22 protein-coding genes and 2 pseudogenes are annotated in these 21,722 nt (G+C 59.8%); 12 read left to right on the forward strand and 12 right to left on the reverse strand.

What is annotated here, in order from left to right; genetic code table 11:
* Nucleotides 1–52 precede the first annotated feature (52 nt).
* A complete protein-coding gene (locus tag C8265_RS18480) occupies nt 53–1,270 on the forward strand; it encodes an acyl-CoA dehydrogenase (RefSeq protein WP_276308513.1) in 1,218 nt (405 codons plus the stop codon).
* A 221-nt stretch (nt 1,271–1,491) separates the two neighbouring features.
* Entirely contained in the window at nt 1,492–2,070 is a 579-nt protein-coding gene (locus C8265_RS18485) for a recombinase family protein (protein ID WP_108485480.1), read from the forward strand.
* Between the two features lie 14 nt (nt 2,071–2,084).
* Here the strand turns inward: C8265_RS18485 and C8265_RS18490 are convergent, their stop codons facing one another.
* The 10 genes and pseudogenes from C8265_RS18490 to C8265_RS18535 form a co-directional block, all read right to left on the reverse strand.
* Nucleotides 2,085–3,548, reverse strand: coding sequence for a mannitol dehydrogenase family protein (locus tag C8265_RS18490; RefSeq protein ID WP_108485508.1), 1,464 nt, complete (start codon nt 3,546–3,548; stop codon nt 2,085–2,087).
* Complete coding sequence (locus tag C8265_RS18495; RefSeq protein WP_108485481.1) at nt 3,548–4,321, reverse strand: L-iditol 2-dehydrogenase; 774 nt, start codon at nt 4,319–4,321, stop codon at nt 3,548–3,550. Before C8265_RS18495 ends, C8265_RS18490 begins: the two co-directional genes overlap by 1 nt.
* Nucleotides 4,318–5,322, reverse strand: a complete 1,005-nt coding sequence (locus tag C8265_RS18500; protein WP_108485482.1) for an ABC transporter ATP-binding protein — start codon at nt 5,320–5,322, stop codon at nt 4,318–4,320. The genes C8265_RS18495 and C8265_RS18500 overlap by 4 nt, the downstream gene beginning before the upstream one ends.
* A pseudogene (locus C8265_RS18505) lies at nt 5,322–6,152 on the reverse strand (carbohydrate ABC transporter permease). Before C8265_RS18505 ends, C8265_RS18500 begins: the two are co-directional and overlap by 1 nt.
* A 14-nt stretch (nt 6,153–6,166) precedes the next feature.
* Nucleotides 6,167–7,033: a carbohydrate ABC transporter permease gene (locus C8265_RS18510; protein WP_108485483.1), complete on the reverse strand. Its 867-nt coding sequence runs from the start codon at nt 7,031–7,033 to the stop codon at nt 6,167–6,169.
* Between the two features lie 162 nt (nt 7,034–7,195).
* A pseudogene (locus C8265_RS18515) lies at nt 7,196–8,478 on the reverse strand (ABC transporter substrate-binding protein).
* Between the two features lie 155 nt (nt 8,479–8,633).
* Nucleotides 8,634–9,689 carry a LacI family DNA-binding transcriptional regulator gene (locus C8265_RS18520; RefSeq protein WP_240611140.1) on the reverse strand — a complete coding sequence of 352 codons (1,056 nt, stop codon included), beginning with the start codon at nt 9,687–9,689 and terminating at the stop codon, nt 8,634–8,636.
* A gap of 151 nt (nt 9,690–9,840) precedes the next feature.
* Nucleotides 9,841–10,566, reverse strand: coding sequence for a formylglycine-generating enzyme family protein (locus C8265_RS18525; RefSeq protein WP_108485484.1), 726 nt, complete (start codon nt 10,564–10,566; stop codon nt 9,841–9,843).
* A 12-nt stretch (nt 10,567–10,578) separates the two neighbouring features.
* Nucleotides 10,579–11,646, reverse strand: coding sequence for a copper-containing nitrite reductase (gene nirK / locus C8265_RS18530; protein WP_420818879.1), 1,068 nt, complete (start codon nt 11,644–11,646; stop codon nt 10,579–10,581).
* A gap of 221 nt (nt 11,647–11,867) precedes the next feature.
* Entirely contained in the window at nt 11,868–12,299 is a 432-nt protein-coding gene (locus C8265_RS18535; protein WP_108485485.1) for a pseudoazurin, read from the reverse strand.
* A gap of 165 nt (nt 12,300–12,464) precedes the next feature.
* Here C8265_RS18535 and C8265_RS18540 point away from each other — a divergent pair, with 165 nt between their 5' ends.
* Nucleotides 12,465–13,208: a Crp/Fnr family transcriptional regulator gene (locus C8265_RS18540; RefSeq protein ID WP_108485511.1), complete on the forward strand. Its 744-nt coding sequence runs from the start codon at nt 12,465–12,467 to the stop codon at nt 13,206–13,208.
* A 21-nt stretch (nt 13,209–13,229) separates the two neighbouring features.
* On the opposite strand, the gene C8265_RS18545 is transcribed toward C8265_RS18540, so the two are convergent.
* Entirely contained in the window at nt 13,230–13,451 is a 222-nt protein-coding gene (locus tag C8265_RS18545; protein ID WP_108485512.1) for a DUF1858 domain-containing protein, read from the reverse strand.
* 217 nt (nt 13,452–13,668) lie between these two features.
* Here C8265_RS18545 and C8265_RS18550 point away from each other — a divergent pair, with 217 nt between their 5' ends.
* Genes C8265_RS18550 through C8265_RS18570 form a run of 6 tightly spaced genes read left to right on the forward strand, consistent with a single transcriptional unit; the run spans nt 13,669 to nt 18,637 of the window.
* On the forward strand, nt 13,669–14,121 hold the full coding sequence (locus C8265_RS18550; RefSeq protein WP_108485486.1) for a c-type cytochrome: 453 nt from the start codon (nt 13,669–13,671) through the stop codon (nt 14,119–14,121).
* Nucleotides 14,122–14,132: 11 nt separating this feature from the next.
* Nucleotides 14,133–15,503, forward strand: coding sequence for a cbb3-type cytochrome c oxidase subunit I (locus C8265_RS18555; protein WP_108485487.1), 1,371 nt, complete (start codon nt 14,133–14,135; stop codon nt 15,501–15,503).
* Between the two features lie 2 nt (nt 15,504–15,505).
* Nucleotides 15,506–16,303 (forward strand): CbbQ/NirQ/NorQ/GpvN family protein, encoded by a 798-nt coding sequence (locus C8265_RS18560; RefSeq protein WP_420818878.1) that lies wholly within the window; start codon nt 15,506–15,508, stop codon nt 16,301–16,303.
* 3 nt (nt 16,304–16,306) lie between these two features.
* Nucleotides 16,307–18,205 (forward strand): nitric oxide reductase activation protein NorD, encoded by a 1,899-nt coding sequence (locus C8265_RS18565; protein ID WP_108485489.1) that lies wholly within the window; start codon nt 16,307–16,309, stop codon nt 18,203–18,205.
* A 1-nt stretch (nt 18,206) separates the two neighbouring features.
* Nucleotides 18,207–18,383 (forward strand): hypothetical protein, encoded by a 177-nt coding sequence (locus tag C8265_RS19600; RefSeq protein ID WP_164512391.1) that lies wholly within the window; start codon nt 18,207–18,209, stop codon nt 18,381–18,383.
* Nucleotides 18,380–18,637 (forward strand): NnrT protein, encoded by a 258-nt coding sequence (locus tag C8265_RS18570; protein ID WP_108485490.1) that lies wholly within the window; start codon nt 18,380–18,382, stop codon nt 18,635–18,637. The genes C8265_RS19600 and C8265_RS18570 overlap by 4 nt, the downstream gene beginning before the upstream one ends.
* A gap of 8 nt (nt 18,638–18,645) precedes the next feature.
* Here the strand turns inward: C8265_RS18570 and C8265_RS18575 are convergent, their stop codons facing one another.
* Nucleotides 18,646–19,107 carry a group III truncated hemoglobin gene (locus tag C8265_RS18575; protein ID WP_240611141.1) on the reverse strand — a complete coding sequence of 154 codons (462 nt, stop codon included), beginning with the start codon at nt 19,105–19,107 and terminating at the stop codon, nt 18,646–18,648.
* A gap of 83 nt (nt 19,108–19,190) precedes the next feature.
* Between C8265_RS18575 and C8265_RS18580 the strand changes: the two genes are divergently transcribed.
* From C8265_RS18580 to C8265_RS18590, 3 genes are all read left to right on the forward strand, one after another.
* Complete coding sequence (locus C8265_RS18580; protein ID WP_108485491.1) at nt 19,191–19,646, forward strand: RrF2 family transcriptional regulator; 456 nt, start codon at nt 19,191–19,193, stop codon at nt 19,644–19,646.
* A gap of 35 nt (nt 19,647–19,681) precedes the next feature.
* Complete coding sequence (locus C8265_RS18585) at nt 19,682–20,113, forward strand: YbaN family protein (RefSeq protein ID WP_108485492.1); 432 nt, start codon at nt 19,682–19,684, stop codon at nt 20,111–20,113.
* Nucleotides 20,114–20,603: 490 nt separating this feature from the next.
* The gene (locus C8265_RS18590; RefSeq protein WP_240611142.1) at nt 20,604–21,629 is read left to right on the forward strand and encodes a replication initiator protein A; all 1,026 of its coding nucleotides are present in this window, start codon (nt 20,604–20,606) and stop codon (nt 21,627–21,629) included.
* The last annotated feature ends 93 nt before the right edge of the window (nt 21,630–21,722 follow it).

A 21,722-nucleotide genomic window follows, 5' to 3' on the forward strand; every position in this document is an offset into this window, starting at 1 on the left:
CCCGGGCGGCGGCCTGTTCAAATTTCACCCCTGCCAAATCAAGGTCAAACCGATGACATTTACAGAACCCGCCCGCGAAACCCTTGATCGGGCACGGATGAAAGGCGCAAGTTTCAATTGGGAAGATCCGTTTCGGATTGACGATTTGCTGACCTCGGAAGAAATCATGATCCGCGACACCGCGCGCGATTTCGCCCAGGATCGCCTGATGCCGCGCATCCTTGAATCGAACCGATCCGAAAGTTTCGATATCGATCTGATGAAGGAACTGGCCGATATCGGGTTTCTCGGGGCCAATATCGATGGGTTCGGCTGTGCCGGGATCAGCTATGTGTCCTATGGGCTGATCGCGCGTGAATTTGAACGGGTGGATACCTCTTTTCGCTCGGCGCTTGGGGTGCAAAGCACGCTGAGCATGCTGCCGATTTATCTGTATGGCTCGCAAGAACAACGCGAGAGGTTTCTGCCGCCCATGGCCCGGGCCGAAGTGCTGGGCTGTTTCGGGCTGACCGAACCCGATGTCGGGTCCGATGCCGCCAGCCTGAAAACCCGGGCGCGCAAGGTCGACGGGGGATACCGTTTGTCAGGTACGAAAACCTGGATCACCCATGCCCCGATTGCCGATCTGATGATCGTCTGGGCCAAAGATGACGAAGGCACCATTCGCGGTTTCATCCTTGAGCGGGGCATGGAGGGGCTGGCCACCACCAAGATCGAGGGCAAGTTTTCGGTGCGCGCCTCGCCCACCGGGCAGATCCATATGGATGATGTGTTCGTCCCCGAGGAAAACCGCCTGCCCGACGCCAAAGGCATCGGTGCGCCGTTTGGCTGTCTCAACAACGCCCGGTTCGGCATCTGCTGGGGCGCCATCGGGGCGGCAGAATTTTGTTGGCACGCGTCGCGCCAATATGCCATCGACCGGATTCAGTTTGGCAAACCTCTGGCCTCAAAACAGCTGGTGCAGAAAAAGCTGGCCGATATGCAGACCGAAATCACCCTGGCGCTGGTGTCCACCCTACACCTGAGCCGGTTGCGCGATCAGGGCCAGGCCAGCCCCGAAATGCTGTCACTGCTGAAACGCAACAACGCAGGCAAGGCATTGGATATTGCCCGCCTGGCCCGCGACATCCATGGCGGCAACGGCATCTCTGACGAATATCACATCATCCGGCACCTGATGAACATGGAAACGCTCAACACGCTGGAGGGCACCCACGACATTCACGCCCTGGTCCTGGGCCGCGCCCAGACCGGCATTTCAGCATTCTGAGGCCGATCCCTGAGGGCACGGGCCGACGATGCCATGGTCGGCCCGGTGACGGTGCACCGCCAGTCCGGAAGTCCATAAAACGTCCGTTTGATGGAGCTTTGCCCCGCCAGTCCGGCAACTTCGGGGCAACGGGTAATCGGACATCTTGATTTCCGGATGGGTTTGCGGACAAATGCAAGGTGTCGGGCCATTCCGGGCGCGGTCTTTGTTACAGGTCTTGCATGTCACTTATCGGATACGCCCGGGTTTCAACCGCCGAGCAGGATCTTGCGCTGCAACTCGACGCGCTGCAGGCTGTCGGCATGACCCGCATCTTCGAGGATCGCGGCGTGTCGGGTGCCAAAACAGAGCGCCCGGGGCTGACGGCCGCGCTTTCGTTTCTGCGCGACGGTGACACCCTTGTCGTTTGGAAGCTTGACCGTCTTGGCCGGTCGATGACGCATCTGTTGCAAACCGTCACCGATCTTGAACGCCGCGGTGTCGGGTTTCGGTCGCTGACCGAGAATATCGACACCACCACCCCGACCGGGCGGCTGGTGTTTCACATCTTTGGGGCCCTTGGCCAGTTCGAGCGTGATCTGATCCGCGAGCGGACACAGGCCGGGCTTGCCGCCGCGGCGGCAAGGGGGCGCAAGGGCGGGCGACCCGTCGCCGCCACACCCGAGAAAGTCGCGCGCGCGCGCCAACTCATTGCCACGGGTCTTACCGTGCGCGAGGCCGCCGCGCGTGTGAAAATCGGCAAATCCGCGCTTTATGCCGCGCTCAAATCCGACGCAGCGGCGCAAACCCGCGAAAAATAACGCGCGGCCGGGGGTCAGCCGCCCAGATATCTGCGCAGCGCGGCCTCTGTTCCATCGCGCCAGATCAAGCGCAGCCAGACATCAAACCGTTCGGCAAACGCCGGGTTCTGGCCCAAATCGCCGTAAAACCGGCGCTGATCAATCCAGTGTTGCGGATCGTCCTTTGCGGTTTTTGCCGCCGCCTGCAGGATGTCCCATGCCGGATCGTTCGGGGCAATCACGCTGCCATCTTCGCGGGTGGCGTAACACATCCGCGCCCACAGCGCCTCGATCAGGGCAAGCCCGTCAAACGGTGTGCCGCGGGCCAGGGCATCGCGGATGATCGGATGCAGGAACCCCGGGTGGCGGGAACTGCCGTCAAAGGCGACGCGGCGGGTGGTGTCATGGATTTCGGGGTTGGAAAACCGCCCGGCGATCAGATCCACATAGGCCAGCGGGGTCATCCCCGGCACAGCCGCCACATGGGGCACGATTTCATCGGTCTGGATCTTGCGAAACGCATCGCGGATCAGCGGGTGCGCCATGGTGCCGGCAATGGTGTCGATCGACAGCAATTCACCCGGCGTTGCGATAATCTGATGGCCTGCGTTCAACTGGCGCAGTTTCATTGCCTCATAGCTGTGCACATCTGCGGTGAACACGGCGCCCACCTGATCCCAATCGGGGCGCCCGGCGCAGAATTTATCCTCGATCACCCATTGACGGAAATTTTCATGGGTGACCGGCACCGCGTCGTCAATTCCAAAGGACCGCGCCAGGGCCAGTTCACCCGCGCCGGTTGCGGGCACGATGCAATCGACCATGGCATTGGGAAAGGTCACGTTGTCGTCGATCCAGGTGGCCAGGTCCGGATCGCCAAGCCGGGCCAGCCCGACAAGGGTCTGGCGCAGGATATCGCCATTGCCCTGAAGATTGTCACAGCTTTGGCAGGTGAACGGGCCGGTGCCATTGGCCCGGCGCAGACGCAGCGCCGCGATCATCGCGCCAAACGCGGTCTTGGGCGTGTCAGGATGGGTGGCATCCGCGCGCATGTCGGGATGTTCGCCATCAAAACCGCCGTCTGCGGCCACGTAATAACCGCCTTCGGTCACGGTCAGGGAAACGATCCTGATTGCCGGTTCCGCCATATGGGCGATCAGCGGGGCATTGTCGGGCGCCACGGGAACATACCCGATCATCGCGCCGGTCACTTCGGCGGATTTGCCTGCCGGGTCCAGTTCGATCAGGGTGGTCAGGCAATCCTGCGCCAACATTTTTTCGCGCTGTGCGGCGTCTGCGGGGCGCACGCCTGCGCCCAGAATGGCCCAGTCATGTGCCAGGCCGCGCTGCATCAGGCGGTGCAGATACCATGCCTGATGGGCGCGGTGAAAATTGCCCAGCCCGATATGCACGATACCCGCCGTCAGATCGCCGCGCGCATAGGACGGCGTGGCGATCCGGGCGGGCAGGGCCGGGAGGGTCTGCAAATTCAGGCGCATCAGCTCATCCATTGGCCGCCGTCCACATTATAGGTTTGCGAAACGATGTAATCGGCATCGGACGAGGCAAGAAACACCGCCATACCCGCCAGATCCGCAGGCACGGCAAACCGCCCCGCCGGAACAGAGGCGGCGACTTCGGCCTTTTTCTGGCCGGGCTTCTTGCCCTCCAGCCTGGCGAACATGGAAACCACATGTTCCCAATGGTCACCATCGACGACACCGGGCGCGATGGCATTCACGTTGATCCCGTGCCGGATCAGATCAAGCCCGGCGGATTGGGTGATTGAAATCACCGCCGCCTTGGTCGAGCAATAGACCATGACCAAAGGTTCGCCGCGCCGCCCGGCCTGGCTGGCCATATTGATGATCTTGCCGCCGTGGCCCTGGGCGATCATCTGCCGGGCCGCCGCCTGCAGGGTGAACAGCGTGCCCGCCACATTGACCGCATACAGCCTGTCATAACTTGCGCGGGTGATATCGACGGTTTCGGCGGCATCAAACAGGGCGGCATTGTTGATCAGGATATCAAGCTTGCCGGTTTTGGCCACGACCGCCGCAAGGGCGGCATCGATGCTGGATTGGTCTGACACATCCATCTGTACCGCATAGGCGGCATCGCCCAGTTCGGTGGCGGTTTTGCGGGCCGCCTCAAGGTTGAGATCGCCAATCGCCACGGTCGCGCCTTCGGCGATATAGGCTTCGGCAAAACCACGGCCAATGCCGCGTGCGGCCCCGGTGATCAGGGCGGATTTTCCGGTAAGGCGGGTCATGCGATGCGCAACCCCGCGGCATCAAAACGGTGCAGTTGATCAAGGGCGGGCGTCAGATAAATCGTATCACCATGGCGCGCCGGAATATCGCCGGTGATGCGCACGGTCATCATATCGGCCAGCCCGGTATCATGCACATGGATAAAGGTATCAGACCCCAGATGTTCGGCCACGCCGACGCGGCCTTTCCAGGTGCCTTCGGTCTTGGACACCTGCATGTGTTCGGGGCGGATGCCGATGGTGGTGGCGCCGTGTTTCTGTGCCTCGGGGCCGGTGATCAGGTTCATCTTGGGCGAGCCGATGAAACCGGCCACGAATGTGTTGCGCGGCGCGTGATACAGATCCAGGGGTGAACCGACCTGTTCGATCACACCGACCTGCAACACCACGATCTTGTCGGCCATGGTCATGGCTTCGACCTGATCATGGGTCACATAGATCATCGTCGTGTTCAGCTTTTTATGCAGTTCCATGATCTCAAGCCGCATGCCGACGCGCAGGGCGGCATCGAGGTTGGACAGGGGTTCGTCAAACAGGAACGCCGACGGTTCACGCACGATGGCCCGCCCAATCGCCACCCGCTGGCGTTGTCCGCCCGACAACTGGCCCGGTTTGCGGTCCAGATAATCGGTCAGATTCAGCGCCTTGGCGGCGGCGTCGATCTTGGCATCCTGCGCCGCCTGATCCAGCCCGGCCATGCGCATCGGAAAGGCGATGTTCTTGCGTACCGACATATGCGGATACAGGGCATAGGATTGAAACACCATCGCCAGCCCGCGTTTGGACGGCGGCAGTTCGGTGGCATCGCGGTCATCGATCCTGATGTTGCCCGATGTCGTATCTTCGAGCCCGGCAATCAGGCGCAGCAGCGTGGATTTGCCACAGCCCGACGGGCCGACAAAGACAACAAATTCGCCCTCGTTGATTTCAAGATCCAAAGGAGGAATGACTTGAACGTCGCCAAAGCTTTTGGTGATCTGGTTAAGGCTGATGTGACCCATTATTTAACCGCTCCGAATGTAAGGCCCCGAACGAGCTGTTTCTGTGAAAACCAACCCATGACAAGGATCGGTGCGATGGCCAGCATCGAAGCGGCCGAAAGTTTGGCGTAAAACAGCCCCTCGGGCGCGGAAAAGCTGGCGATGAAACTGGTCAGGGGGGCGGCATCGACCGTGGTCAGAAGGATTGTCCAGAATGCCTCGTTCCAGGCCAGAATGATGTTCAGAAGTATGGTCGAGGCAATGCCCGGCACCGCCATCGGCGTCAGCACATGAATGATTTACGAAGTCAGGCCAGCGCCATCCATACGCGCCGCTTCCAGAATTTCACCCGGAATTTCGCGGAAATATGTGTACAGCATCCAGACGATGATCGGCAGGTTGATCAGCATCAGAACCACCACCAACAGAATGCGGCTGTCCATGATGCCGAAATATTTCGCCAACAAAACCAGCGGGTACAAAACCCCGACCGCCGGCAACATCTTGGTGGATAACATCCACAACAACACATCCTTGGTGCGTCTGCCCGGCACGAATGCCATCGCCCAGGCGGCGGGCACCGCGATCAGGATGCCCAACAGGGTTGATCCCACCGCGATCACGATCGAATTCATCAACGCCTTGGGGTAATTCGACCGGTTTTGCACATCGGTATAGTTTTCCAGCGTCCAGTCAAAGAACAACCAGACCGGCGGGTCGGCAATTGCCGTGGCTTCGGTTTTGAAGGACGTCAGGAATGTCCACAGGATCGGAAAGAACATCATCAGGCCAAAGGCCCAGGCAAGGGCGGTCCAGATGAGTTTTCTTTGGGGTGTAACAGCGCGGGCCATGATTCAATTTCCCCTTAATTATCAAGATTCTTGCCGACGATCCGCATCAGGAAGATCGCAACGATATTGGCAAGGATAACGGCAACAATCCCGCCCGCAGATCCCAGGCCGATGTTCTGGCTTTCCAGCACGCGCTGATACACCAGATAGGTCAGGGTACGGGTGCCAAAGGCGCCATTGGTGGTGACAAAGATTTCGGCAAAGATCGACAACAGGAAAATCGTCTGAATCAGGATCACGACGGTGATCGCCCGGCTCAGATGCGGCAGGATGATGAACCGGAACCGTGACCAGGCCGGTGCGCCATCCATTTCCGCCGCCTCAAGCTGTTCACTGTCCAGCGATTGCACCGCCGTCAACAGGATCAGCGTGGCAAAGGGCAACCATTGCCAGGCAACGATCACGATGATCGAAAACAGCGGCGCCTGACTGAGAAAATCATAGGGCTGCGCGCCGAAAAATTCAAAAGCATAGGAAAACAGCCCGTTATCGACGTTGAAAAACATGTTTTTCCACACCAGCGCCGAAACGGTGGGCATCACGAAAAACGGTGCAATCACCAGAATCCGCACAACCCCCTGACCGAACATCGGCTGATCCAGCAACAGCGCCATCGCCACCCCGCCGGTTATGGTGATCGCTAATATGCCGCCCACCATCCACAGGGTGGTGATCAGCGAGGAAAGGAATGAACTTGAGGTCAGGAACCGGGCATAATTTTCAAACCCGACCCAAGGTTCGAACACGCCGCGCATCGGGCGGTAATCGGCAAACGAAAAATACAGGGTCATGCACAGCGGGATCAGCATCCAGACCAGCAGGACAAAAACAGCCGGGGCAATCATAATGCGGGCTGCGGATTTGGAATGCGCTGTCGCCATGACACAATGCTCCTGAAACCAAAGGGGTAAACGCCCGGAATGTGGGGCGCAGGGCCGCCGCTTTTGGTGTCATCCTTCAAGGATGCGCCAAAAGGTCGGGTGTTTTATCGTGGGGGATGGTCCGGCGGCACCACGGCGCCGCCGGATCGGAACGGCGCAGGCTTAGTACCCTGCGGCTTCCATTTCTTCGACGGTCAGCTCTTGCGCATTGGCAAGGGCTTCTTCGGCACTCTGATTGCCGGCCAGGGCGTCTGAAAACTGCTGGCCTGTCTGGGTGGCAATCCCGGCAAATTCAGGGATCGCGACAAACTGAATCCCGGTATAGGGCACCGGCTGCACCGAGGGGTTGGTGGGATCGGCCGACAGGATGCTGTCCAGGGTCATCTGCGCGAACGGGGCCGCATCCAGATAGTTCTGGTTCTTGTACAGCGATGTCCGCGTGCCCGGAGGCACATTGGCCCAACCTTCGTTTTCCGCGACCAATCCGGCATAGGCCGGGCCGGTTGCCCAGGAAATAAAGGTTTTGGCCGCGTCCTGCTTTTCGGACGACGATGGAATGGCCAGCGACCATGCCCACAACCAGTTGCCGCGCTTGCCCAGACCATTGTCGGGGGCCAGGGCGAACCCGACCTTGTCGGCAACGGTTGAATCGGCGCCGGTCACGAACGAGGCGGCAACAGTGGCATCGATCCACATGCCGCATTTGCCCTGCTGGAACAATGTCAGGTTTTCGTTGAACCCGTTGTTGGCCGCACCGGCGGGGCCGGATTCATTCATCAGATCAAGATAGAAATTGATCGTTTCGGCCCATTCGGGGCTGTCGAACTGTGGGGTTCAGTCTTCGTCGAACCAGCGCGCGCCGAATGAATTCGACATTGCGGTCAGAAACGCCATGTTTTCGCCCCAGCCCGCCTTGCCGCGCGCACAGATGCCGTTGATGTCGTTGTCACGGTCGGTCATGGCGGCGGCGGCTTCGCGGATGAAGTCCCATGTGGGCGCGTCGGGCATTTCAAGGCCGGCCGCTTCCATCAGGTCGGTGCGATACATCACCATCGAGGATTCACCATAAAACGGCGAGGCGTAAAGATTGCCGTCAACGGTCAGACCGCCCGCGATGGCGGGCAAAAGATCGTCGGCGTCATAATCATCGGCCATGCCGTCGCTCAGCGAAACAAGCCAGCCATTCCTGGCCCAGATCGGCACTTCGTAGGTGCCGATGGTCATCACGTCATAAGCGCCACCGCCGGTGGAAATGTCTGTCGTCAGGTTCTGGCGCAGCACGTTTTCTTCCAACGTGACCCATTCCAGCATGATGTCGGGATGTTGGCGTTGAAGGCTTCGGTGAGCCCCTGCATCCGGACCATATCGCCATTGTTGACGGTGGCGATGGTGATTGTTGTGGCGTGGCTTTCCGCGGCAGCCGAGGTGGCGATGCCGGCGATCATGCCAAAACCGACTGCTGTGGACAGCAGGGTACACTTAAGCGTCATGAGTTCCTCCCAAGAAACTCTTTTACACGCGTTCATTTCTAGGTCTGAAATGTAAATCGGTCAATAAATTTCTTGAAAAGAAACCTCTGCAACGCAGCAAAATGTCAATTTCAGGCTGATTCCCGTATCTTCATTTCGCCATCGAACAATTTAAGTGTCTGTTTATCGGCAGGTTTTTCCGCGCGTATATTTTCGATCAGGCGCGTAACAGCCGCCTGGCCAATGCCATCCACATTCTGGGCCACGGTTGTCAGGCTGGGCACAGTGAAGGGGCACAGCGGATAATTGTCATGGCCTGCGATTCGCAATCCGCCCCTGCGCAGCGCCCCGGGCTCCAACCCATGTGCTGCGGCCGCGCGCAGCGCGCCGATGGCCACACGGTCATTGGCACACAGGATTGACGCATCGGTGAGCCGCCCATTTGAAAATTCACGGTCCAGCACGGCCAGGCCATGCGCCTCGAAATACCAGTCATCGCCCAGCTTTTCTGTCCCGATGACGCGCGGCTCAAGTTTCAGCTGCTCCATCCGGGCGATATAGGCGCGTTCGCGCTCCATGGCGTTGAAATTCATCCGCGGCATCGCCAGAAACACCGGCGCGCCGCCCACTCGGTTCAGATAATCCACCGCCAAACCCGTGCTTTGCATGTGATCCGAGCCGACAAAATCGACATTGGGCATGGTTTGGGGATGTGAATCCATCAACACGAACGGCAGGCGCTGGCGCAGCCTTTCATGCACTTTCAGATCGCTGTGATTGCCCAGCGGCACAACCAATGCCCCATCCACATTCATCGACATGATGGTTTCGGCGGCGCGCGCCTCGATATCAGGGTCGGAATGGGAACACTGGGTGATGACGGTATATCCCGCCTCCATCGCCGCGCGCTCGATGGCCTCAAGCAGGCGGGTGAAAAACAGATCGTTCAGATAAGGAATGATGACGCCGATGATCCCGGTCGATTTCCTGTTCATCCGCGTCGCAAAGAAATTCGGCACATATTCAACCCGGTCCAACCCCAGGCGGATCCGTTCGCGCGAGGTGCGGCTGACGCGCTCGGGGTCTTGAAAATACCGTGACAGCGTCGGGCGCGACACGCCAATCGCCACTGACAAATCTTCCATCGTGTCGATACGCTGTTTCGCGCTGCGGGGATCGTCGGGCATATCAATTTCCATCCTACCGGTTTCTCTATTCGCCAAGGTCCATATTTTTACACATGGTAAAAATATTCACCATCTCACCCGCAATGGCAAGAACTGATGACATCAGCGTCTATGGGTCGATAGGATGGAAAAATCCAGTCCGCGCCAAGGCTCAGCTGCTTGGCGCGCTGTCTGACACCAGGCGCAGCCCCAGATGCGCGGGCGGTGCGCCGATGGCACATCCCCCCCGGGCCGGGTCACGTTCAAGAAACGGCACCACCGCCATATGCAGCCCCCCCACATAAAAGGCCGGGCAACGGTCGGGGGTGGCATCGGTGGCACAATCCTGGGTCCATTCCCATACCGACCCATCCAGATCAGCAATGCCATCGCGGCTGGTTGAAAATGCGCCGGTGCGGCGCAATTCACGCGGCGAGTCTTCTTCGCGCAGATAGGTCGAGGCCCACCGCAAGGCGGGATCGGTGAAAATCGGGTCGGGAACATCGGGCACGATGCCCGCCGCAAGGGATTCCCATTCCGCCGAGCTGGGCAGGCGGAAATCATGGCCGGTCTGATCGGAAATCCAGGCGATATATTCCATCACATCCATATGGCTGAGATTGGTGGCCGGTGTGATGTCGGGGTGGCGCCCGTCCGGGGTGCGCAATTGCTGGCTGCATCCGCGCGCGGTGTGGCACAGGTTCCATTCGGCCACGGTAACCTCGTGGGGCTGCACCCAAAGCGGGCGGTCGCCGTCACGTTCAACGGCGATCAGGGCGGGCATCGATACCGGATCCGAGGCCCACCCCGCAAACGCGGCCCCCGCCGATCCTGCGGTGATCAGAACCGCAAGCGCGACACCGGATACAAGCTGGAAAGGCGAAGGGGTACGTTTCATTTCAGTGTCCTTTCACCCCTGAAGGGGTCCGGGTTCCTCGATCTGTTCCATCAGATCGTTGTTCCATTCGCCGCCGACGACAAAATGCGCGGTTGCACCCAGAAGGGCGGCTTCGATCAGGTTGTGGTTCACATAGGCGTAAACGCCGGGCTGCTGGAACGTATACATCGCCGCCACCGCGCTGCCGCCGCGCACGAACCATGTTTCCATATCGCGCAACGGGGGATCGGTGAACGAGCTTTCCCAGACATAATCCGCATGGCCCCCAATCAGGTGCGGACGGCTGTCGCGGTTGCACTGGTTGTGGATCATCAGAACGGTTTCGCCCACATCGCTGGTAATCGCACCGCGCCCCGTGACCGCCCCGACCGAGCCGTTGAACACCGAATGGGTCGGCACCAGGGAGCGCATCGCCTCAAGCGAATCCGCGTAATCATCGCCTGCGTTGCTATAGGTTTTATAGACGCCGTTCTGATCCATCGGCAGGTAATAATCCTGCTCTCCCAGATAGGCGATCTTGTCATAGGTCAGGCTGTTGCCATCGCGGTCTTTCAGACCTTCGCGCGGCAGCACCATCAGGGCACCGTTCATGCCATGGCACACGTGATACGGGATCATCGCGCCACCGGGGGCACAGTGATAGGTGAAACACCCCGCCTTGACCGCCTTCCAGCGCATCTTGACCTGTTCACCGGGATAGATATGGGTCAGCGCACCGCCGCCCAACGCACCGGTCGAGGCGTGGAAATCGACGTTGTGTTCCAACACGTTGCGGGTGTGGCTTTTCAGGGTCAGTTCGATGTAATCGCCTTCGTGCACGATGATCAGCGGGCCGGGCACGCTGCCGTTATAGGTCATCGCCCAGATCGACGCGCCGGTGTCTTCATCGACCACCATCAGGCGTTCATCGACCATCATTTCGATTTCAACGATTTTCGGCGGGCCACTGGCAACCTGTTCGTGTTTGGGGGCAAAGGGCGGGCGCACCAGCTTTTGCTGCACACGTTCAAGGCCCGACAGATCGACCGTTTTCGCATCTTCCATCTTTTGCTGTACCCGCACCAAAGTGTCGGCGGGCATGGTGATTTTCGGCGCGGCGTAATGGCGGCGCGCGGTGACGGCAGCGGCGGATGTCGCAAACGCTCCGGTCATCGCGGCGGCCCCGGCCAAAGCGGTGCCGCGCAAGACATTGCGGCGGCCTTGAGATTGCGGTTTGTCGTCAGAGTGATGTGTCATCTCAAATTCCTCGGGTTGATCGTTGCCTGGGCCGGACCGGCCCCCTGGCCGGTCCGATACAGGGGTCACAAATTCTCCAGCTGCTCGGAAAAGCGATCCTTGGCGCGTTTGGGAATGCGCCCTTCCAGATATCCGTCGGGGGGCGTCACGCCTTCGCCCACGGCGATGGTCATCACCATGCCCATGGAATAATGCGGCAGGCATTTCACCGCATAGACCCCGTCAACATCCAGGGTGACTTCGATTTCCTCGTTGATCTTGCCTTTGAACGCCTCGGCGCCTTCGGGGATCATGTCGGGCACGCTTTCGGCGTTGTGGCCTTTGTCGGAGGCCAGAAATTTCACTGTGTCGCCAGTGGCGATCTGAATGAAAGCGGGTTCAAACACCATTGTGCCATCTTCGCCCTTGTTCAGCATTTTGATCTCATGGGTTTCGGCCAGGGCGGCCCCTGCCAAAAGCCCGCCAAGTGCGATGCCGATTGCCAATTTCTTCAACATTGAAGTTCCTTTCAACTTAACGGTATTTGCCACACCCTAGGCTTTGGCGACTCACAGAGCTTTGCGTTTGCGCAAAGGAAATTTCGATTGCGGGATGTCTTTGCCATGTTGTTTCCAATCCATGCCGTTCGTGCCAAAATGGCCCGAACCACAATCGGAGAGCCCATGACCAGAGCCCCCCTGACAAAGCCCGCCCGGGTTGACAGTCGGCTGAATGAAAGCCTGCTGGCGCCACTTTCGGCCTTTGCACAGATGGATCGCGCCACAATCCGCGACATTCTGGATTTCGCGACCTCATCGCGGATCGAGGAAGGCCGGACCGTGTTCGAAGAAGCCACTCCGGCCACACATTTTTATCTGCTGCTTGATGGGACGGTCCGGGTGATCCACCTGACCCCCGAAGGCGAACAGGTGACGATGCTGCATATTCCCCCCGGCGAATTGTTCGGCTTTGCCGCCGCATTGGGGCGCGATACCTATCCGGGCACCGCGATTGCGGCGACAGAATCCATCATCCTGTCCTGGCCGATGCACCTGTGGAAGGATTTTGCCAACAATCATCCGGGGTTCTCGGCCGCCGCCACCCGGACGCTGGGCCATCGGTTGAGCGAAATAAACAACCGCGTGATTGAAATGGCCACGCTGCATGTCGAACAGCGGGTGGCGCGCGCGCTGTTGCGGCTGATCGAACAAACCGGGCGGCGCACCGATGCAGGAATCGAAATCGACTTTCCGATCACCCGTCAGGATATTTCAGACATGACAGGCACGACACTGCACACAGTCAGCCGCCTGCTCAGCCGTTGGGCCCGCGATGGGGTTGTTGATGGCGAACGCAAACACAAGCGGATCACAGTCACCGATCCACACCGGCTGATCGAACTGGGCGAGGCGGGGTTGTCGGGCTGATCCGGCGGACGGGCGACCGTTTCAAACGATCACGGTGCGAATTTCGCGCAAAAACGCCGCCGGGGACAGGCCATAAACCTCACATGCCTCGGCGATGGTGTAAAACCGGCGCACCGGGCAGCCGACACAGCGCATGTGGTGGCGCATGAAAACCGCGATCGTTTCGGGCCAGATGTCCATCATCCGCCCAACCGTCAGGTCGGGGTCTTGCAAAAGGTTGAGGGGGTCTGTGATCTGTTTCATTCCCACAGGATTGCCCCGCAAAAGCCGCCGGTCGTTGCGCTGGATCAAATCTTTTTCACAAACCTGATGCGATACTACAGGTCTTCGCCGTCACCCGGTCCGGGTGCCGGGCGGTTTAATCTTCCTAATTGGCGCAATTGTTGCGCTTGCGCAAAGTCGCATCCTTGACCCCCTGTTAGACAGGGCGGGATTGCAACTGCGAATGGGAGGCCCGCGCATGGCCGAATTCCTGACTAAAAGCCGGGCGCGCAATATATTCTATGGCGGATCACTGTTTTTCGTCGTCGTCTTTATTGTGCTGGTCGCGCAAAGCCACCGATACGTGGTCAAGACATCCACCTCTGGAATGGAGCTGACCGAGGCGGTCGCCCATGGCAAGGAAGTGTGGGAGCGCAACAGCTGTATCAACTGTCACACCCTGCACGGTGAAGGCGCGTATTTCGCCCCCGAACTGGGCAATGTGATGACCCGCTGGGGCGTCATGGATGATCCCGAAGGGGCCTATGAAATCCTTGATGGCTGGATCGAGTCACAGCCCAGCGGCGTCGAGGGGCGCCGCCAGATGCCATATTTCGAACTGACCGAAGAGGACAAGCGCGGCCTTGCCGAATTCCTCCGCTGGGCGGATCAAACCGACACGCAGGGCTGGCCGCCCAATGACGCAGGATAAGAGGCAAACACATGAAATATCAATCGCAACAGGTGGCCTATGCCTATTTCGTCGTCGCCATGGCGCTTTTTGCCGTGCAGGTGCTGGGCGGGCTGACCATCGGCTGGATTTATGTCCAGCCCAATTTTCTGTCGGAAATCTTTCCGTTTCATATCATCCGCATGGTCCATACCAACGCGCTGATCGTGTGGCTGTTGCTGGGGTTCTTTGGTGCCGCCTATTTCATGGTGCCCGAAGAGGCCGAGCGTGAAATCTGGTCAACCAAGCTGGCTTATCTGCAACTGATCATTCTGGTGGTCGGCACCCTGGGGGCCGTGATCGGATACGGGTTCAAGGTGCATGGCGGGCGCGAATTTCTGGAACAGCCGCTTTGGGTGCGGTTCGGCATTCTGGTTGCGGCGGTGATTTTCCTGATCAACATCTCGATGACGGTGCTGGCCGGGCGCAAGACCGCAATCACCGGCGTGTTGCTGGTGGGGTTGTGGCTGCTGTCGCTGTTGTGGATCTTTTCGTTCATCAACCCCGAAAACCTGAGCCTCGACAAGATGTATTGGTGGTTCATCGTACACCTGTGGGTCGAGGGCACATGGGAATTGGTCATGGCCTCGATCCTGGCGTTCCTGTTGCTGAAGCTGACAGGGGTTGACCGCGAGGTGATCGAAAAATGGCTGTATGTCATCGTGGCCACCGCGCTGTTTACCGGCATTCTGGGCACGGGGCACCATTTCTTCTGGATCGGGCTGCCGGGATACTGGCAATGGATCGGCAGCATCTTTGGCGCATTGGAAATCGTGCCGTTTTTCCTGATGATGTCGTTTGCCTTTGTCATGGTCTGGAAAGGGCGGCGCAATCACCCCAACAAGGCGGCGCTTTTGTGGTCGCTTGGATCGGCCACCATCGCGTTCTTCGGGGCCGGGGTCTGGGGTGTTCTGCACAACATGCACGGTGTGAACTTTTACTCGCACGGCACACAGATCACGGCGGCCCACGGGCACCTGGCGTTTTACGGTGCCTATGTCGCGATCAACCTGGCGATCATCAGCTATGCGATGCCGCTGTTGCGCGGGCGCGAACCCTATAATCAGGTGCTGAACATGGCGTCGTTCTGGTTGATGACCGGGGGCATGGCATTCATGACCTTCACGCTGACCTTTGCAGGCGTGATCCAGACCCATATGCAGCGGGTTCTGGGGTACTATTTCATGGAGGTTCAGGACGAACTTGCCCTGTTCTATGTGATGCGCTTTATTGCCGGTCTTTCGGTTGTGGCGGGGGCTTTGCTGTTCATCTATGCGATCATGGTGGTGCGGCGGCGTGAAATCGTCTCGGCGGGCCCGGCCAATCCGGCCCCGACCCATTCAGACCCAATTCCGGGGAAATGACGGTGAACGTGCATATCGAAAAACCACATCTGCCCTACTATGCCGCCACGGGCAATGAATGCGCCCTGTTTGATGCGGCCCACAAGAACGGTTTGCCCCTTTTGCTGAAGGGGCCAACCGGCTGTGGCAAAACCCGGTTCGTGGAACATATGGCCGCGCAAACCGGCCGGCCGCTTTATACCGTGGCCTGTCACGACGATCTGTCGGCGGCCGATCTGATCGGGCGCTATCTGTTGCGCGGGGGCGAAACCGAATGGGTCGATGGCCCGCTGACCCGCGCGGTGCGCGAGGGCGCGATCTGTTATCTTGATGAGGTGGTCGAGGCGCGCAAGGATGTGACTGTCGTGTTGCACCCGCTGACCGACAACCGCCGCACCCTGATGATTGACCGCACCGGCGAAGAACTGCACGCGCCCCCCGGTTTCATGCTGATCGCCAGCTATAATCCGGGCTATCAGAACGTGATGAAACGGATGAAGCCCTCAACCCGGCAGCGGTTTCTGGCGATCACCTTTGGCTTTCCCGATCCCGAAACCGAAATCCGTGTGGTGGCAACGGAAAGCGGGCTGGACCCGGCGCGCGTCGCCCCCTTGGTGCGGTTGGGCGGGCATATCCGCGCCCTGTCGGGGATGGATCTGGAAGAAGGCGTCTCGACCCGTCTGTTGATCTATGCCGCAACCCTGATGGCGGGCGGCATGGGCGTGGAAAAGGCATTGGAGGCGGCGGTGATCGAACCATTGAGCGATGACGCGGATATCCAGACCGCTCTGCGCGATCTGATCACCAACGTCTACGGTTAAGCCATGGCAGTGCGGCCCCTTGATTTTCTGGACCCCGAAGAGGCGGTCGGCAATGTCTGGCATGATATGGCCGTGCGGATCGGGGCGGCGACATCCTTTCCCGATCAAGGCGCCACTCTAGCCGGGCTGCGGCCCAGCCTGACGATGCTGTTTCGCGCCCTGGGCGGCACACCGGGCGTGGAAATGACCGAGGCCGCCGCCGTGGTCGCAACACACCGCCGCCCGTCTTTGCGCAAGATGGTCACCGAACGGGACAAACTGTTCCTGCCGGGATTTGATGGCGAACGGTTGCGCCTGCCGCCGGTGATCGATGCGTTTCCCACCCATGATCTGAACCGGCAGGCATATTTCTGGCTGACCGCGGCCGCCGCGTTGTCGGGGCCTGCGCTGCGCGACGCGGGCACGATGACAGGTGCGGCGCGCGATATCGCGATGATCCGGGCCAATACGGAACTGGCGGCGCGGATCATCGCCCACTGCCCCGGCCTGCGCGCGCCTTTTGGCACCATGGCCGCCCATATCATCGCCACCCGGCCCAACCTGCACCTGCCCGGCCCCGAGGCGGCGGTGGAACGCGCCCTGCGCGCCGCCCTGAGCCATGGCACGGCCCCCGACACGCCCGACCTTCCATCGGGGCGCGGGCACATGACCTTTGCGCCGGTGGCGATCTGGCTGGATTTCACCCCGCCCGGGCGCGGCGCCGCCCCCGACGCCCCCGCCGATGAACAGCCCGAGGCCCCCGCCGCCGCCGGGCTGACCAAACGCAAGCTGGGCCTGCGCGAAGACCGCGATCAGGCCAACCGCAAGGACAGTTTCATCCTGCACCGGTTCGAGGCGATCCTGTCCTGGGTCGAATCCATGAACCTGAACCGGTCGATCCACGACGACGATGAGGAAAACGCCCAGAAGGCCGCCGAAGACCAGGACAACATCACCCTGTCCAAAAACGACAAAAAGGCCGCCACCCGGTTGCGCCTGCATCTTGATCTGTCGCCCGCCGATACCGATCACGAACGCCTGTCCGACATTCACACCTATCCCGAATGGAACCATCGCGCCCGCAGCTATATGCCCGACCATTGCCGCGTCTTGGAGGCCGAGGCAGACCCCGACCCCGACACCGCCTTTGTCCCCGATGCCAAACGCATGGAGGAGGTGCGCCGCCAGTTCGAGGTGCTGCGCCCGCGCCGCATTCTGCAACCCCGCCAGATCGACGGTAACGAACTTGATCTTGATGCCGCCATTGCCGCGCGGATCGATCTGTTGGCGTCGGGGCGGTGCGATGACCGGGTGTTTCAATCGTCGCGCCAGACCCAGCGGGATCTGACGGTGGCCTTTCTGATCGATACCTCGCGCTCGACCGAATCCGCCGTGGGCGATACCTGTGTGATCGATGTCGCCCGCGATGCCCTGGCCGCGCTGGCGGGGGGGATCGATGCGGCGGGCGACCGGTTGGGTATCTGGGGGTTTTCATCGCTGAAACGCGACCGGGTGTTTCTGACCCGCTGCAAGGGGTTCGACCAAACCATGGGCCCGGCGGTGATTGACAATATCTGCGCCCTGAAACCGGGGCATTACACCCGGCTGGGCGCGGCAATCCGCCATGTCAGCGCGCAATTGGCCGAACAGAGCGCAGCAAAGAAACTGCTGATCGTGCTGACCGATGGCAAACCCAACGATCTGGATCATTACGAGGGCATCCATGGCATCGAAGACAGCCATATGGCCGTGGGCGAGGCGCGCCGCGCGGGCCAGGCGGTGCATGGCATCGTCATCGACGAAGACGGGCAGGATTGGTTTGCGCGCATTTTCGGGCGCGGCGGATTCCATCTGATGACACGCCCCGACCGGTTGACCCGGGTTTTGCCCGATATCTATCGCACCCTCACACAGGAGAGCTGACATGCACCGTATCCTTTACCCCGCCCTGGTTTTTCTGCCCTCGCTTGCCTTTGCCCAAGGGTTTGAGAGGCCAATCCCCAACGCCCAGACCGCCACCGCCGAAGGCTGGTTTCTGGCCGCCTCGATCGCGTTTCTGCTCGCACTTCTGGCGGTTCATATGCTGGTGCGGCGCCGGTGACACATGACCCCGGGCGCGCGGGCTGGGGGGTGCGCAAGCTGGCCCTTGCGCTGTATCCCTTTGGGGCGGGGGCGGTGGCGATCAACCTGTTCATGGCCGGGTTGTTCGCACCGATGATCGGGTTGCCGACGATCCCGCCCGGCTGGTCGGTTCTGGGCGGCGCAATCTTTGGGGTTCCGGCCACATGGGCCTTTGCGCGCCACATCCGGTCCCTGATGGATCGCGCCGACGGCACCTCCCCGCCCCGCCGCTGACTGAAGGCTTAGCGCAGGTTGGGCACCGCGCCGGGGCCTTTTGGCGCGCCATCCTGCACCGCCATAAGCAAAGAGCGCGCAATCCGTTCGGCGCGCAGGATCACATGATCGGCCCCTTGCGCCGTGCAAACCTGATGTGCGGTTTCGCGAAACAGCATCAGCCAGCGGTCAAAATGAACCGAGGTCACCGGAAGGCCCACGTGTTTTGGCACCGGCGCCCCGTGATACCGCCCGGTCATCAGCGCCACCGAAGACCAGAATTCAACCATCCGGTCCAGATGCGGCCCCCAATCGGTGATCCGCGCGGCAAAGATCGGGCCAAGCATGTCATCCTGCCTGATCCGGTCATAAAACCGGTGCACGAGCCGGGTCAGCACCTCTTCATTCAGGCCGGTCTGGTCCATCAGCATCGCGGTCATTTCCGGCCGGGCCGAGGCGATGCGCGGGGTGTCTGGCGATGTGTCTGTCATTGTGGCCTCCGGGGATGGCGATCTTGCGCGATGTGATAAACCTGCTAATAGGTATTGTAAATACATATTAGCCGGAGGGCCCGATGCGCCTTACCTCATTCACCGATTACGGGCTGCGGATGCTGATGCGGATGGCCAGCGCGCCCGAGCGTGCGTTTTCCACGGCGGATCTGTCGGCGGAATTCAATCTGTCGCGCAATCACCTGAGCAAGATCATGCAACATCTGTCGCGCGCCGGAATTGTCAGCACCCGGCGCGGGGGCGGGGGCGGCGCGGTTCTGGCGATTCCGGCGCAGGACCTGCGCCTTGGCCGGTTGATCGCGCTTCTGGAAGAGGATCAGCCGATTGTCGAATGTTTTGGCCCCAGCCCAAGCAAATGCACGATTTTGGGCCAGTGCCGCCTGAAATCCCGCCTGCGCAGTGCCGAGCGGGCGTTTCTGGCCGATCTTGATCACACCACCCTTGCAGATATCGCCCTGCCCGCCCGCAATGGCGAAATCGCCCCGGCCCCCTTGAATGAAGGCCCGGCCGCCACATAGGTATATCAGATACCTGTTCAGGAAATGCAGCATCCATGGTTCGCACCCCGGCCCCCCTGTCAAAAGCAACGGCACCGCGCCCGCATATCGCGACGCGCCTGGCCTGGCAGGTCGTTGGTGGCCTTGCCTTGACGCTTGGGCTTGTGGGCGCGGTTTTGCCGGTACTGCCCACAGCGCCGTTCGTGATCCTTGCGGCCTTTGCCTTTGCGCGGGGCGCGCCCAGCGTCCAAAGATGGCTGGAACGCAACCCGATGTTCGGCCCGATCATTCTGGACTGGCGGGAAAACGGGGCCATCGCGACAAAATACAAGATCCTCGCGGTTTCAATGATGGTGATGTCTCTGGGGCTTGGCTTTGCCCTTGCGCTTCCGGCGATGGTGATCGCGTTTCAGGCCATCTGTATCGCGGCTGTTACGGTGTTCATCCTTACCCGCCCAAGCCGTGCAGCCCCCACCCCGCCCCGCTGAGCGCGTTTCAAGAGAGATGACCTGGTTCTGACCCTGAGGCCAGAGTAATACGCCCTTGCCAGCCCTGTGGCTCTCTTGCGTTGCGAGGCTGGGTGTCTTTCAGGCTCAACACCTGGCGATCTAATATATCCCAAGCAATGTCGCGACGCTCAATCCATTCAACCGCTTGGATTTTGCAATCCTTCGGGAACCTTTTTTTGGAAATCGACGGTTTCACCGGCTGTTTGCCCTGCAAAAACCCCATTGATCAGCGTTCGTGTGTGTTAAATATGTGTTAAAAATGTGTTACGCATTTTTTTATGCCGATTCACTCAATATAAACAGTAACTTACGAGTATGAGGTGCAGGTGTTATCCCGATAGAATGCAGGTGTTATCCGGAAAAGTGCAGCTAATATCCCGATAGGAACTTGCAGTGCAGGTAATCTCCCGATAGGAAATACAGGTGCAGCTGATGTCCCGATAGGGATGTGATTCCGGAGGTTGAAGGTTTGGAAGTCAGTTCGAAAAAACCGCTCCTGCCCGATCGGCACCCCCAAACCAGTCTGTTCATTTGTGATGTGGCGGATGCGGTCATCAAAAGCGACATGGCCTCGATGGAACATCCGATTTTCACCCTGTCGAAAAAACCGATCCGCGAGGTGAAAACCTATCGCCATGGGGATGTCGTGCTTGAGGTCACGCCCAGTTCGAAAGGGATCGCGAATATCTATGACAAGGATATTCTGATCTTTGCGATCAGTCAGATCATGGCGTCAAAAAACGAAGGCCGCCCCTACTCTCGCGAGATCATGTTCCACGCTCAGGATTTCATGGAATTCAGCAATCGTCACACTGGCGGGCATGATTACGATTTGCTGCGCGACTCGCTTGACCGGCTGGATGGCACCCGCCTGAGAACCACGATCAAGACCGGCGGCGAGGAAACCTGGGAGGCATTCGGCCTGATCGATGGCGCAAGGATCAAACGCAAGCGCGCCGATGGGCGGGTCACGGAATGGGGCATCAAGCTTTCTGAATGGCTGTTCAAGGCGATTGAGGCAAACGAGGTGCTGACCCTGCACCCCGATTATTTTCGCCTCAGAAAGCCGACAGAGCGGCGCATTTACGAAATTGCGCGCAAACATTGCGGCGCCAAGGAGTTCTGGCAGATCGGCCTGAAGAAACTTCAGAAAAAATGCGGGTCCAGCGATGCTCTGAGGAACTTTCGCCAGGCTGTAAGCGCGCTGTGCGATTTTGATCATCTCCCGGATTATTCCGTAAGCATCAGTGGCGACATGGTTTCATTCCGAAACCGCATGGCCAAGCCTTTGGGCCTGGGTGTCGGGTATGCGACAGCCCTCAGGCCAGACACCTATGAAACCGCCCGCGAGGTTGCGCCGGGCTGGGATGTTTATGTGATCGAGCAAGAGTGGCGCGACTGGGTTGTTGGCCTGCTGGAGCAAGGGATGGAGCCGCCCCGAAGCCCGGACAGTGCGTTCATCGGTTTTTGCCGCAAATGGGTTTTGCGACGGTGATCTTCCCTTCTTTTATCATGCAGGTAGGGTAGGGTACCCAAAGGTACTCTTGGGTAGGCGTGGCATTCCTAACACATCCATGCCATGCCATGG

Origin of the sequence: Oceaniglobus ichthyenteri (genome assembly GCF_003057885.1) — a bacterium.
GTDB lineage: Bacteria > Pseudomonadota > Alphaproteobacteria > Rhodobacterales > Rhodobacteraceae > Oceaniglobus > Oceaniglobus ichthyenteri.